Consider the following 14189-nt stretch of genomic DNA (forward strand, 5'->3'; position numbering starts at 1 on the left):
GGTTCTCTGAGCATGGTGCAGTCCATTTATTGACCATGCAGCAATTAGATCAAACCCCGGGATCGGCGTCCAGGGGTTTGTCAGCAGTCTGCAACGGGCCTCCAGTGGAGGCCCGTTTTCTTATGGCACTTGGCCAAGAGAGAGCTGGCAGCCCTTACTCCTTGCCGTGCAGCTGGCGCTGGGCCTTGACCGCCGCCGCTTTGACGGCGGTGCCTTCATTGCCCCAGGAGGCGCGCAGGGTGTTGACCAGCTCGGCAAGCCGCTCGTCATCCATGGTCCAACCATAGCCCGGCATGTGGTAACCCAGATGGCCGTGGGTGACCGGGGTCTCGGCGCCGTGCAGCAGCACATTGATCAGGCTAGACGGATCGCTCGCCAGCACGGTGCGGTTGTTGACCAGCGAGGGGATGACGTGGTCATTGCCTTGGCCGTTGACCCCGTGACAGGTGGAGCAGTACATGGCGTAGTCCGCCTTGCCGCTGGCACTGGCATAGGCTCGGGCCCCTTTCTCCGCCACCGGCTCATCTTTCAGATCGGTGAGATAGGTGGCGATGCTGGCCAGATCGGCGTCGCTGAAATACTGGCTGCTGTGAGTGATCACTTCCCCCATGGGGCCCGCGACCGCTTCATGCTGGCTGCGGCCGGTTTTCAGCAGGTCGATCAGCGCCTGCTTGCTGTATCGGCTGCCGCGAATATCGGGGGCATACCAGCCATCCAGCGCCGCCCCGCTCAGGTAGACGGGATCCGCCTCGGTCAGCGCTTTCTCCTGCATGCCAAGCCCGCGCGGGGTGTGGCAACTGCCGCAGTGGCCGGCGCCTTGCACCAGATAGGCGCCGCGGTTCCACTCTTCGCTCTTGCCTGCGACCGGGGTGAAGCGGCTGTCGTCGTGATAGACCCAGTTCCAACCCATCAGCGGCCAGCGCATATTGAGCGGCCAGGGGATGTCGCTCTCCTTGTTGGCGATGGCCAGCGGTTGCACCTCCTTCATCAGGTAGTGATAGAGATTTTCGAGATCCTTATCGCTCATCTTGGCGTAGGCGGTGTAGGGCATGGCCGGATAGAGGCGATGGCCATCGCGGGCCACCCCTTCGCGCATCACCTTGATGAACTCCGGCAGGCTGTAGTTGCCGATACCGTGGGTCTTGTCGGGGGTGATGTTAGTGGCAAATACGGTGCCGATGGGGGTCGGGAACCCTTTGCCGCCCGCCAGCGGCTTGCTGGTTTCGCTGGTGTGACAGGCAGCGCAATCGCCGAGCTTGGCCACGTATTCCCCCGCAGACATGGCGGGGGCTGCGTTGGCGGCAAGGGCGGGCAGGGCCAGCAGCAGGGCGCTGGCGGTCAGTGACAGGGCGCGGCTCATTGGGCACCTCCCTTGCTCATGGCGACCAGTTCGTTGACGGCGCGCCACGCTTCGTCGATGGCGGCGTGGGCGTAGGGGCTCCAGCCTGCATCCGAGTTGGCGATGGTGATGTTGCCGATCGGCTGGCGACCCAGTTCAATCCATTTTTCGCACTGCGCTTCGTCATCAAACAGGGTGTTGGTGACATAGGAGTAACCGTGAGACCAGCGGTTGACCGTGATGGCGAGGATATCCTGCTCATGGTTGAAACCGGCGCTGCCGAGCATCCCCTGCAACTGTTCGCGGATCATCTGCTCATGCTGTTCGAACGGCATGCCGAGGATCATGGCGCGCCCCTTGCGGGACTGCTCGCGTGCCGAGAGGCCGCTGCCCGGCAGGGTCGGCACATAGACCATGTGCAGGCACATCGGCTGATCCGGGCTCTTGGGATGCTCGTAGCCACCCATGCTGACCGGATAGTCGAGCTTGACCCGGCTGTAGGGGGCTGCCGGGGAGTAGACCTCGTGTACCCCCAGCTTGACGAATGCTTGCCAGTTCTTGATCACCACCTTGGTGTAGACCAGCGGCGCCTTGGCATTCTGGCGCAGCGCCTCCTTCTGGGGCTCCGGCATCTCGGGCACCATGTATGGGATCATCATGTTGTAGCCAGCCATGATCGACTGCCTGGCGCGCACCCGGTGCAGTTTCCCTTCTTTGATATAGGTGACATCCACAGCCAGCTTGCCATCGGCGAGGCGCACGTTTTTCGCCTGCAGCGCCGTGCTGCCAAGGCGCAGTTGTACCTTGTGCTCCGGCAGGTCGAGCTTGCTGTAGTCAAACTTGGCCAGCACCACATCCTGCATGGTGTGACCCGGTGCCACCTGCGGGATGAGCTTGCGCACCATCAGGCGGGTGAGGCCGGCGTTGCCATCCGGGAAGTGGAAGATGTAGGGATCGTCCAGCTCGGCCTGCTCCTCGGCATCGAGCGGCGTCAGGTTGAGGCCGCCAAAGCCGGGCAGGGCACAGAGGCGGGCGTCGGCGCAGGCGGTGGCATCGATGCCGACGGCCTGAAAATCGTTGGTACGTTGCTGGAAGTAGGTGATGGCACGTTCGCTCAGGCCCACCTTGTCGCGCAGGAAGGTGGTGTAGCTGTTGCGGGTGATCCACTCATCCTGCTGCTCGCGGGTCATGCCGCTCAGGTAGTCGGTCTTCTCCTCGTGCAGGGCCAGCAGGGCTGCCTTGTCGGCATCATCGAGCGGGAAGTCACCGATAAACTCCGCCAGTGGCCGGCCATTCAGGCGATCGCGCGGGATGTCATCCGCCACGTTATGGCCCGGATCGCCGTTTACTATCTTGTTGACGCCAAAGTGCTTCTCGTCGAAATAGACGCCGCGGCTGAGCCCCAGATCCGGATAGAAGGTCTGCTGGAAACCGGCGGCCAGCTCGTCGATGTTGACCTCCAGCGCCTTGAGCAGACCGAGCGCCACCGGGCTGTAGACCGAGCGCGGCGATTGCAGGGATTCACTACCGCCGTAACCCAGTCGCAGGCCATCGGAAGTGGTGAATTCGTTGCGCTTGGCGTGGCCGCCGAAGTCATCGTGGTTGTCGAGCAGCAGGATCTTTTTATCCGCGCCGAGCAGTTGCTGATAGAAGCAGGCGGCGGCCAGACCGCTGATGCCGGCGCCGACGATCACCAGATCGTACTCCCCCTCAAGGGGAACATTGGCAAAGTCATACTGTTTGCCATCGCGGGCGATGCTGTGGGCCGGTTCGAAAGAGCCCGGGTGGTTGCCGCGCAGGCCGGTGAGGGCGGGCGGGTAGGCCAGGGTTTTATCCGCCAGCGTGCTGCCGCCTTCGGCAGCCTTGAGCAGATTGATGGGGGCGACGCCCGCGGCAATGGTGATGGCAACGCCGTTGAGAAAATCTCTGCGTGTAATACTCATGGCTATCCCTGTGTTAGGAGAAGTAATGAATAAGTGGATTCATTATGGGAGGGAGACACAGATCCTGTTCAGGATTGGGCGCCGAATCTACCGTTATCCTCACGCTGAGTCCATACGATTGCTAATGGATTATTAAGCACCATTTTCCTGCTTGTGACGAGAGTGATGCGCTGATGGGGGTAATTTGCCCTGTTACAGGGCAAATTATCTTCCGGCTCGGTCGGTCAATGATTGCCGCAGCAGATTAGTTTGGGAGGCGTTCGGGCATCCTTGTCGACTCGGGGGGATGATCGCGCTAAGCTCTTAACTACTTGTTTTATCGAATCTCTTTTTTATTCATAGGCATAAAGGCCACTCAGGAGGCGCAATGAACTGGTATATCTCGGTCCTCAAGCAATATGCGGTATTCAGCGGACGGGCCCGTCGCACCGAATACTGGATGTTCGTGCTGTGCAACATCATCGTCATGCTGCTGCTCGGCATGGTGGACAAGCTGATCGGCGGCGACAAGGAGCTGATCAGCTCCATTTATTCGCTGGCGGTGCTGCTGCCATCGCTGGCGGTGGCGGCCCGTCGCCTGCACGATACCGACCGCAGCGCTTGGTGGCTGCTGCTCGGGCTTATCCCAATTATCGGCACCCTGGTGCTTATCTACTTTATGGTTTGCAACGGTCAGCAGGGGCCAAACCGCTTCGGTGACGATCCCAAAGCGGCCCCCTCGCAGGGCTTTATCGTCAGCTAACGGGCGCGGCTTGGCCAATCATCGGCCAATCAAAAGAGAGGGAGGCATCACGCCTCCCTCTCTTTTTCGTGTTGATGGCCGATCAACGCTCGATCAGCGGGGCGGAGCGGTAGCTCCACATGCCGTAGGTGCGCAGGGCATCGCGGTAGATGCCGAGCAGCTCGCTCTCGCTCGGGGTGGCAAGCTCCTCGAGGGGTTTGTCGGGGTAGCTGACGCTCGCCACCTTGATGTTGGCCGGGCCAATCTGGTCGCAGGCGATTTCCAGCACCGCCTGGCCGCGGCGCACATGGCTGGCAGAGCTCACCAGCACCGCATAGTCAATCTGGTGGCGGGCGAGGGCATAGGCGCTGTAGAGGGCGTTATCCACCGTGCTGGTGGCGTAGTTCTCTTCAATCAGGCGGCTGCGGTCGATGCCGTGGTTGGCCAGCCAGTCAGCCATCAGCTTGCCCTCGGTCTGGCGGTTCTGCGGTACGCCGCCGGTCAGGATGATCAGCGCTTCCGGGTCGGCTTTGGCCAGCGCCAGAGTGGTTTGCAGGCGGCCCAGCAGGATCTTGTCCATGCTGCCGTCTGGATTGAGGGCGTAGCCCAGGGTGACGATAGCGCGTTTGCCCTCCTTGGTGGCCTTGACCTGATCCTCGGTCAGTTCGGTCTGCAGCGGGGCGGCGGTGATCCGCTGCACCCGGGCGATGATCTCCTCCAGATCGGCGGCGCGGCCACTGTTGCGATCCGCCACTTTCGCCAGATAGCTGCGGGAGGCCTCCTTGTTACCCTTCACCAACTGCCAGATGGCGAGATAGCTGTTGATGTCGAGATCATCGGGGGCGACGGCCTGCGCCTGCTCCAGCAAGGTGATGGCGCGGCTCAGGTTGCTGTTGTAGATCTGGGCGTTGGCTGCCGAGATGAGCAGGTCGGTGCGGTAGGGTTCAAGCTGGTAGGCGGCCAGCAGCCGCTCGGTCACCAACTCCATATTGCTCGGCATCTTGGCGGTAAAACCGGCGTGGGAGATTTTGGCTGGCGACTTGTAGATCTGCAGCGCTTCGCCGAGCAACATGTCCACCGCTTGGCGTTTGCTGACCAGGGTATTGAGGTCGTGCTCCATTTGCATCGAGCTCTCGGCCGCTTGCAGGGCGAGGGGCGAGAGCGCCAGCAGGCCGCCGAGGGTGAGGGCTAGAAGGGTCTGTTTCATCAAAAGGTCCTCTGTCGGGCTGAATCGCGCCGTGGTGCGCCGGCGTGTGGGCCGATGGGATAAGGCAAATATGCGTCAATTCAGTCTGTTAGTGCCAAAGAGAGGGCAATATACCAGTTAACGGTGCGGCAAACTGTGAGTCGTGGCGGGTCGTCGGGTGATGCCACACCAGTGGCCGCAAAAATGGCCGCAAAAGTGGCCGCAAAGGGTCAGCTACCATCTGAAAGGGACAGGGAGAGCGTGACTCCCCCTGCTGGGAGGGGCGCTGACCCCTCCCTCTATCGCGATGCAAGACTGATGGCGTTTCAATCTATCTGCGGATGAGTTGTTCGCGGTCAGTTCCACATCGGGGAGACGCGGGCTTCCAGCGTCTCTTGCTGCTCTTCGGGCATGTTGCTGAAGAAGTTGAGCTGGGTTTGCTCTTCTACCTCGCGTACCGATACCCGGTAATTGGGGATCTGGCTGGTGGGAATATCTGCTTGCGGCATGATAAAGGCGATGGCCTGCAGTCTGGCCGGATCCATCACGATTCGGTAGTAGGCACTTGGGATCGTCACCCCCTGACCGATGGACTCTTCAGAGCCGGTAAAGATGGGGCCGGTGATCACCTGTACATCCTGGCGTGCGATGGCCCATTGGCGGGTCTTTTCCTCCAGAATACGCCACGCCTTCTGGTTAAGGGCGGGTAACTGAGGGGTCATGTTGGTCAGCAGGAAGCTCTGCTTCATGGTGATGTCGCTGGTGGCCATGTCTGCTGCAGGCGCCTGATGGCCACGATCGTAGCCCGAGCCTTTGTAATCGGAGAGCGTCGCGCGGTAGGCGACCGGTACCTCCTTGTCTTCGGCGAAGGCATCCTTGCGTTTGACCTTGCCCTGCGCGCTTTGGGTGGTCATCTGGTAGGAGACCCACTCAGACACCTTGTGGTCATAGTTGTAACCCGCCGCATAGCCAACACGGCAGAGCTGCTGATCCGAGTCGGAAGGTGTGCCGAAGCGCACATGTTCGCCGCAGGCAAAGCCCGCGGCAAAGAGCGGGGTAGCACCGAAGGTGAGGGTAACAGCCAGAACCAATTTATTGATTTTTGTCATTTTTGTGATGCTCCAGTTTAGTAGGCGGAGCCATTTGACATGAGATCTGACCAGCGCTTCAATTGCAGTTTTTTTACACGTTGTGGAATTGTGACGGCTCGCCAAGATCCGTGATGTGACTGGTTAATATGTTTTAAATCAGTGACTTGGTCGGTGGGATGATATGCGGTTGCTCGGCAGGCAACGAAAAGGGGCCCGTGATGGGCCCCTTGTTATAGGTGGAGTCTGACTGCTATCAGGCGGCGTTTGCCTTGTTGCCCAGCGTGCGGGCCAGCAGTGCTTCCGGGTTGTGGATCGCCTCCTTGGTCTTCACGTCGATGACCTCGATATCGGTGAAGCGCTCGCGGTTCTTGATCGCCACATCGTGGGCGAAGATGACGCAGCGGGCGTTGGCGACATCCTTGGCGGTGATGCGGTTGATGATGCCGTTGGCGCCCTGGGTCTCGACCTTGATCTTGATCCCCTGCTTGGCGGCGGCCTTCTGCAGGCTCTTGGCGGCGAGGAAGGTGTGGGCAACGCCAGACGGGCAGGCAGTGATGGCCAGAACGTCTGCTTCCCCTTCCGCTTCAATGACTTCGAAGCTGGTTTGGGTGGTAGTGACGTCATCTTCTTCGCTCACCGGCTTCTTCAGCAGGTTGACGATGATGGCTGTGGTCAGTGCGCCGAGGATGGTGCCCAGGATGTAACCCATCTTGCCTTCTACTACCGGCAGGACAATCCAGCCACCCCAGGGGGCGTGGTTGATGCTGTGCATCATAAAGCCGGTGATGTTACCGACGATACCGCCTGCGACGATGGCCGGGATAACACGCATGGGGTCAGCTGCGGCAAACGGGATGGCACCTTCACTGATACCGATCATGCCCATGATGGCGGCTGCTTTACCGGATTCACGCTCTTCTTTCTTGTAACGCTTCGGAGACATGAAGGTCGCCAGCGCCATACCCAGCGGCGGTACACAGATGGCGATACCGACGCCGCCCATCAGCCAGGGCTGGGTGTTGACCTGAGTCTGGGCAAACAGGGTAGCAACCTTGTTGACCGGGCCGCCCATGTCGAAGGCAGTCATACCACCCAGAATGGCACCCAGCATCACTTTACCGGAGCCCGCCATGCTGGAGAGCCAGTGGTTCATCCCTTCCATCATGGCGGCGATCGGTGCACCGATCCCCCACATCACGATGCCACACACCAGGAAGGTACCGATCAGCGGATAGATGAAGATGGAACCAAGGGAGGTCATGGAGTCAGGCAGCTTGATCCGTTTGAGCTGATTGACCACGAAACCGGCGATAAAGCCCACCAGAATGGCGCCGAGGAAACCGGTTTGATAGTGCTGAACGGCAATCCAGGAGCCGATCATGCCCGGGGCCAGGCCCGGCTTGTCAGCCAGCGAGTAGGCGATGTAGCCACCCAGTACAGCGGTAAACAGGGTCAGACCGGCGATACCCATGGTCGCCATGTCTTTAAGGAAGCCCGCTTCCGGCACGGCGCCCTTGCCGCTCATCATCACCGACAGTGACAGCAGCACACCGCCCGCCACGATGAAGGGGATCATGTGGGAGGTACCAAACAGCAGGTGCTGCTTCATGGTGTTGAGGCGATCCTTGAAGGTGCGATCGGTGGGTTCAGCCGGGGCAGTGGCAGCCGGTTTGGCGGCCGGGGCCGGTTTTTCTACTTTCGGGCCTTGCTTGAGCAGGGTCAGCGCTTGCTCGACGGTGGTGGCGGCTTTCATCTGCTCGATAAAGCCCGGTTCCAGCAGACGGGTAGAGAGCTCGGCCAGCACTTCGATGTGGTGGTTGGCGCCGCCATCCGGGGAGGCGATCATGAAGATCAGCTGGGTCGGTTTGCCATCTTCGGCACCGTACTCGATACCCTGACGGCTGACACCGATGGCAATGGCCGGACGACTGACCGCCTTGCTCTTGGCGTGGGGCAGGGCCACACCCTGCTCGAAGCCGGTGCAGTCCAGCTGCTCGCGGGCCCAGACATCTTTGACGAATTGCTGTTGATCAGACACGGCGCCATCGCGCGCCAGCATCTGTGCCATCTCGTCGAACAGAGCCTCCTTGCTGGTGGCCTTCAACTCCAGGCAGATGAGTCTGCCGTTGGTCATGGTGGGTAACATCTCACTCTCCTTCCCTGTAAGGGCTAAGTCATGCGTTGCGAATTGGGCTCATTATTGCCCTCAAGGGTAGGGTTGGACAGGCGATGAATGTAGCAATAACTGGATTTTTGTTGCATGGTTTTGCTGGTGTGATCCAGCTCGCAAATTGTTGTTCTTTAACTCAATAGTTGTTTTTGTTTAATTAATGGCAGGATGTGACAGCGGTCAAGGTATGACAGAAAAACCCTTGTAATGGGATTTACAGCCATTTTTTGCGGTTTATTGCCCGATTTAAGGCAGATTTGAGAAATACGGGTTAATGGCTGAACCAGGGCTTTCCACTGGAAAATAAAATGGCCCAGCGCTGATTGGATTTTATCAATCCATCTGGCGTGGGCCGTCGGGTATCACAAAGTGACATTTTCGGGTTGCGTGCTGAATGTCACCTCAATGCTATCGTTCGTTACTTTTGTGGCGGAGTATCGCCCATCACGAAGTGGAGGTTGCCCCCCGGTACAAACTCCTTGTGCTCGAAGAAGAGACCATCCTTGAGCGGTTTGCCATTGATGGTGACCGACTGGACATAGCGGTTCTTGGCACTGTTGTTATCGGCGATGATGGTGAAGGTTCCCCCCTTGACCGGGATGGTCGCTTTGGCAAATAGCGGGCGGCCAATGGTGTAGACGGGATCTGCCGCATTCACCTGATAGAAGCCAAGTGCTGACATCACATACCAGGCTGACATGGAGCCCACATCCTCGTTGCCGATAATGCCTGCCGGGGTGTTCGAGTACATGGTGTCGAGGATGTAGTCGACCGTCTCCTGGGTCTTCCAAGGCTCCGAGGTCCAGTTGTAGAGATAGGGAATATGGTGGGAGGGTTCATTCCCGAAAGCGACCTGCCCAATCAGGCCGGTCATGTCAGCGGTCTCCGACCCCTGGCTCTCGGCGGTGAAGGTGGCATCCAGATTTTGCTTGAAGGCCGCTTCCCCACCCATGGCGGTTTTCAGCCCCTGGATGTCATGGGGGACAAACCAGGTCCACTGCCAGGCGTTGCCCTCGGTGTAGTTGCCGGTCTCATGCTCGGTGCCATAGGGATCAAACGGCGTCATGAAGGATCCATCGATCATCACCGGACGCATGAAACCGGTCACCCCGTACTGGGCGTATTCGGCTGCATTGTGATCGAAGTAGCGCTGGTAGCCGTTCGAACGGGCCAGATAGCGCGCCTCTGTCGCCTTGTTGCCCGCCGCCTTGGCGATCCGGGCGATGGCCCAGTCGTAGAAGGCGTTTTCCAGACCGTAGGAGACCGACTCGAGGGTGTAATCAGCGAACACCGGCTGACCATCGATCCGCTGCACCGCCGGTGCAAAGCCGTTCTTCTCGATGTAATCGATATGGTTGGTCAGGGTCTTGTCCAGCACCGCCTTGTCCCACTCGGTCGCCAGCATGGGGTAGTTGGTATAGGTGGAGGAGTCGGTGGCGGCCTTGAGCGCCAGATTCTTCTCCTGTGCGCTGAAGGCATCGGGGTATTTGGTGATGGCATCGGCAATCACCACGACCGCCGGATAGCCCACCATGGTGCCGGTCTCATCCCCCAGATGCTCCCACTTGGGCAGCAGGCCGCTCTCCAGATACTTCTGGATCAGGTTCTTCGCATATTGCACGGCGCGGGTCGGTTCGGTGATGGTCTTGAGGGGGTGCAACGCCCGCTGGGTGTCCCACAGTGAGTAGACCGAGAAATTGGGCTGCTCTTCGCTCGCCTGACCATAGTGGATGGAGTAGCTGCCTTCACCCTTGGCCTGTGCCCCTTTGCCCATGCCGCGGAAGCTGCCGTCCACATCCTGATGGACGATGGGGGCGATCTTGGTGTGATAGAGGGCTGTGTAGAAGATCTCGTTTTGCTTCTGGCTGCCCCCCTCGATGGTGAAATTGAGGGCGTTGGCCCACTTCTCGCGGGCATTGGCGCGGGCCTCGTCGAACGAAACATCCCCTTCGGCCTGGTAGTTTTTCCGTGCACCGGTGGCATCCACCGCCGAGAGGGCAACTTTGGCATTGAGCTGGGCAGAACCGCCCTCTTCAAATTCGACGTAAGCGGTGACATCCGCTTTGGATTTGGCCTTGTGCTCGGCGCTCAACCCCTCGACCGGCACACCACCGGCTAGGAGGTATACCTTTTTGATCTTCTTGTCGAAGGTGGCATAGAAGAAGATCTTCTGGTTTTTTGCCCAGCCGGAGAAGTGGGTGGCATCCCGCTCGCCGGTGATGGTGTAGCCATCTTCGCTGACAGTGAGTTTGTTGCGCAGCGAACTCGAGCCCCAGTCGCTGTTGAGGATCGAGTTCAAGTCGATCTTCAGCCGTTGGGGTTCACCCTGGGGATAGGTGTAGCGGTGAAAGCCTACCCGCTCGGAGCTGGTCAGCTCGGCTTTGATGCCATTCTCGGCGATGCGCACCGCATAGTAGCCAGGCTCGGCCTGCTCGGACTTTTTGTCCATTTTGACCGAGATGGCCTTGCGGTAATCATTGTTCGGCTCGATGTATTTGGCCTTATCTTCGGTAAAGGGCAGGAACAGAATATCCCCGAGCCCCCCCATGCCGGTGCCGGAGAGATGGGTGTGGGAGAAACCGAACAGGGTGTCTTTGTCGAAGTGATAGCCGGAGGAGGAGTGCCAGCCTATCAGCTCGGTATCTGGCGAAAGTTGCACCATTCCTTCGGGCACCACGGGGCCGGGGAAGGTGTGACCATTAAAACCAGTGCCAACGAATGGGTTCACGTATTGCAGCACATTGGTTGGCGTTGGCTTTTGCTCGTCGTTATTGGCGCTGCCGTTATCCGCATCGCAGCCGGATAACATGGCGACGGTGCTGGTCAGGGTAATGGCCAGAATTTTTTTCTTGAACATATGGAACGGCTCCATCGGGTAGGGGTGGGCTGTCATGATCTATTTTTTAGATGCCGGGTTGATACCTGAGCAATATTAAGGCTCGGTGGTGTTAATTCCGGCGGCCGTTATTATTCCCATGCCAGCAGTTTCATCGACAGAGTAAAAAAGTGTCATTCACTAGACTTTTGTGACAAGGCGGTCTGTTTGTGATCCGCGTATCATGTGGTGCAGTACGTCATATTTTTTGAGTGTTCTTGTGAATCGACCAAAAAAGAGGCCCAAAGGAAGCTTTGGGCCTGAGCATATATTGGCAATGGATGAGGGTTATTTATTATCTGAGCGGGTCGGTTTTTGCGCCGTCATGATAAATTTCAACTCACCACCTGCTCGAATATCGCTATGGTTGAACGTCAGGTTTTCCCCCAAGGGTTTGCCATTGATGGTAACCGATTCCACATAGATATTTTGGGGGCCATTGTTTTCGGCGCTCACGGTGAATTTCCCGCCATCGATATCCATCGTTACCTTGTCAAACAGTGGTCGACCTATGGTGTAGACCGGGAGCCCCGGCGTGACCTGATAGAAGCCAAGTGCACTCATGATGTACCAGGCCGACATTTGCCCCACGTCCTCATTGCCAATCAGCCCTGTGGTGGTCGGGTGGAAGAAGCTGCGCACCGCCTGATCCACATACTCCTGGGTTTTCCACGGCTCTTTGGTCCAGTTATAGAGATACGGAACATGGTGATCCGGTTCGTTCCCCATCACGAACTGGCCGATATAGCCGGTCATATCCCCCTGCGAGGTATCGGCGTTGGAGTTGGCGGTGAAGAGGGCATCCAGATTCTTCCTGAATTTCTCCTCGCCACCCATTACCTCTTTGAGCCCCTCGATATCGTGGGGAACAAACCAGCTCCACTGCCAGGTGTTGCCTTCGGTAAAGTCCTGTCCCCGGTGTTCGGCCCGATAGGGCCAGAAGATGTCATAGCGGCTGCTGTCGTTGATGTCGCAATTTTGGGGTGGTGTGATCGGGTTGCCATTGTTGTCGATGGCGCAGGAGGGATAGTTGTTGACCCAACTGCCATCGACATTTTTGGGGCGCATAAAGCCGGTCGAACCATATTTGCCATATTGCGCCGGGTTGTAGTCAAAATAGGCGCGCCAGGTAGTCGCCCGGGCCAGATAGCGGTTCTCTGCGGATTTGTCGCCAGCCAGGCGGGCCAGCTGAGCGATACACCAGTCATAGTAAGCATTCTCGACACCGTACGAGACGGATTCGTTGACCAGCTCATCGTACTTGTCCTGCGCCATGCAGCCCTCTTCCGGCTTGAATTTGACGTTGGCAGGTACATAGCCGTGCTGCTCGGCATACTGGCCGTGACGGGTCATCACGGTGAAGCGCTTGTCACCGTTCCAGGGATCCTGATAGGGCACCCAGGTTTTGGTCAGCTCAAGGTCAAAATTGGCGGAGACGTTGGCCGCCTGCAGTGCCAGCTTTATCTCTTCCGGCGTGAATGCATCCGGATATTTGACGATGACATCGGCGATGATGGAGACCGCCGGGTAGCCGACCATCTCGCCGGTATAGTCGGAGTGCAGCTCCCATTTGGGCATGATGCCGCCGGTTTTATATTTGTTGAGCAGGTCGTGCACATAGTCGATGGCGCGCTCTTTTTCGATGATGGTCTTCAATGGGTGGGCTGCTCGGAAGGTGTCCCACATGGAGTAGACCGAATAGTTGGTAAAGCCCGGCTTGGCCTGATGCACCTTGCCATCCATTCCGCGATATTGACCATCCACGTCCTGATAGACGAAGGGGGCAATGTAGGTGCGATAGAGCGAGGTATAAAACATCGTCTTGTCAGCATCGCTGCCACCTTCCAGGGTGAACTTATTGAGCACTTTCGCCCATGCCTGTTTGTTCTCCTGCACCACCTGATCGAAGCGGTAGCCATGTTCATCGGCGCGCAGGTTGACCATGGCCCCCTCAATGCCGGTGCCCGAGATCGCCATCTTCATGGTGATGGGCTGTTCCCCTTTGGCAAAGTTGAGCTGGGTCACCACATCCCGCACCCGGGGTCTGGTTTCGCCATACCCGATGTAATCGGCCAGCCCCACCTCGGTGTCGCTGCTCAATTTGCCATCGACATAGAGGACCTGATCCACAAACGGCTCGGAAAACTCGGCGTAGAAAAAGACCGTCTGCCACTGCCCCCACTCGTTGCTGGTTCTGGCTCCGGCAATGGCGTGGTCGCTCACCCGCTTGAAGTAAATGTTGCGGGAGTGATTGCCGTATTGCTCCAGCAGCTCGTGCTGCAGATCAAGCTGGACTTTGCGATCTTCACCCGCCGGATAGCTGTAACGGTGGAAGGCAACCCGCTGGGTGGCAGTCAGCTCGGCCTTGATCCCGGTCTCTACCAGATCGGCCTTGTAATAGCCCACCTCGGACTGTTCGCTCGTCTTGTTGATGGTGACCGGATCGGTATTGCTGCCGGTGAAGGGTAAGAAGGCGAAATCATTGAGATCCCCCTTGCCTGCCCCCGAGATGTGGGTGCTGCTGAAGCCGGAAAGCTTGGCCAGATGGTGGTGATAGTCAGAAGGGGAGCCCTTGCCATTCCAGTTGGCCGGATTCCAGTTGTCCGGGCCCGGCTGGATCATCCCCTCCGGCATGACCGGGGCCGGATTGACATTGCCCAACCCATCGGTGCCGATCAGCGGATCGACATATTGCAGCACCTGCAGGTGGTTATCGGGGCGCTCATTATCGGTGGTGGTCTCATCGTTTGTGTTGCAGCCATAAAGACCAAGCAGGGTGGTCACCACGATGGCCAGCTTATGGGGTTTGAACATCTGTTGCTCCTGAATGCCGGATATGAAAATGCGGCAAGCCGGGTGGCTTG

General features: G+C 58.5%; 8 protein-coding genes. 1 reads left to right on the top strand and 7 read right to left on the bottom strand.

Features of this window, described 5'->3' with window-relative positions:
• Positions 1-154 precede the first annotated feature (154 nt).
• The gene (locus ACW5W8_RS12090) at positions 155-1360 is read right to left on the bottom strand and encodes a c-type cytochrome (RefSeq protein WP_498628103.1); all 1206 of its coding nucleotides are present in this window, start codon (positions 1358-1360) and stop codon (positions 155-157) included.
• Positions 1357-3282 (bottom strand): NAD(P)-binding protein, encoded by a 1926-nt coding sequence (locus ACW5W8_RS12095; RefSeq protein WP_498628104.1) that lies wholly within the window; start codon positions 3280-3282, stop codon positions 1357-1359. Before ACW5W8_RS12095 ends, ACW5W8_RS12090 begins: the two co-directional genes overlap by 4 nt.
• 367 nt (positions 3283-3649) lie before the next feature.
• Here ACW5W8_RS12095 and ACW5W8_RS12100 point away from each other — a divergent pair, with 367 nt between their 5' ends.
• Complete coding sequence (locus tag ACW5W8_RS12100; RefSeq protein ID WP_075114395.1) at positions 3650-4024, top strand: DUF805 domain-containing protein; 375 nt, start codon at positions 3650-3652, stop codon at positions 4022-4024.
• Positions 4025-4106: 82 nt separating this feature from the next.
• Here the strand turns inward: ACW5W8_RS12100 and ACW5W8_RS12105 are convergent, their stop codons facing one another.
• The 5 genes from ACW5W8_RS12105 to ACW5W8_RS12125 all read right to left on the bottom strand — a co-directional run bounded on the left by ACW5W8_RS12105 (position 4107) and on the right by ACW5W8_RS12125 (position 14139).
• On the bottom strand, positions 4107-5210 hold the full coding sequence (locus ACW5W8_RS12105; RefSeq protein ID WP_498628105.1) for an ElyC/SanA/YdcF family protein: 1104 nt from the start codon (positions 5208-5210) through the stop codon (positions 4107-4109).
• A gap of 335 nt (positions 5211-5545) precedes the next feature.
• Positions 5546-6298 (bottom strand): DNA/RNA non-specific endonuclease, encoded by a 753-nt coding sequence (locus tag ACW5W8_RS12110; RefSeq protein WP_498628106.1) that lies wholly within the window; start codon positions 6296-6298, stop codon positions 5546-5548.
• Positions 6299-6533: 235 nt separating this feature from the next.
• Positions 6534-8426 carry a PTS fructose transporter subunit EIIC gene (locus ACW5W8_RS12115; protein ID WP_498628107.1) on the bottom strand — a complete coding sequence of 631 codons (1893 nt, stop codon included), beginning with the start codon at positions 8424-8426 and terminating at the stop codon, positions 6534-6536.
• 442 nt (positions 8427-8868) lie between these two features.
• Complete coding sequence (locus tag ACW5W8_RS12120; protein WP_498628108.1) at positions 8869-11307, bottom strand: GH92 family glycosyl hydrolase; 2439 nt, start codon at positions 11305-11307, stop codon at positions 8869-8871.
• A 306-nt stretch (positions 11308-11613) separates the two neighbouring features.
• A complete protein-coding gene (locus tag ACW5W8_RS12125; RefSeq protein WP_498628109.1) occupies positions 11614-14139 on the bottom strand; it encodes a GH92 family glycosyl hydrolase in 2526 nt (841 codons plus the stop codon).
• Between the last annotated feature and the right edge of the window lie 50 nt (positions 14140-14189).

The sequence above is a fragment of the Aeromonas aquatilis genome (assembly GCF_054052405.1).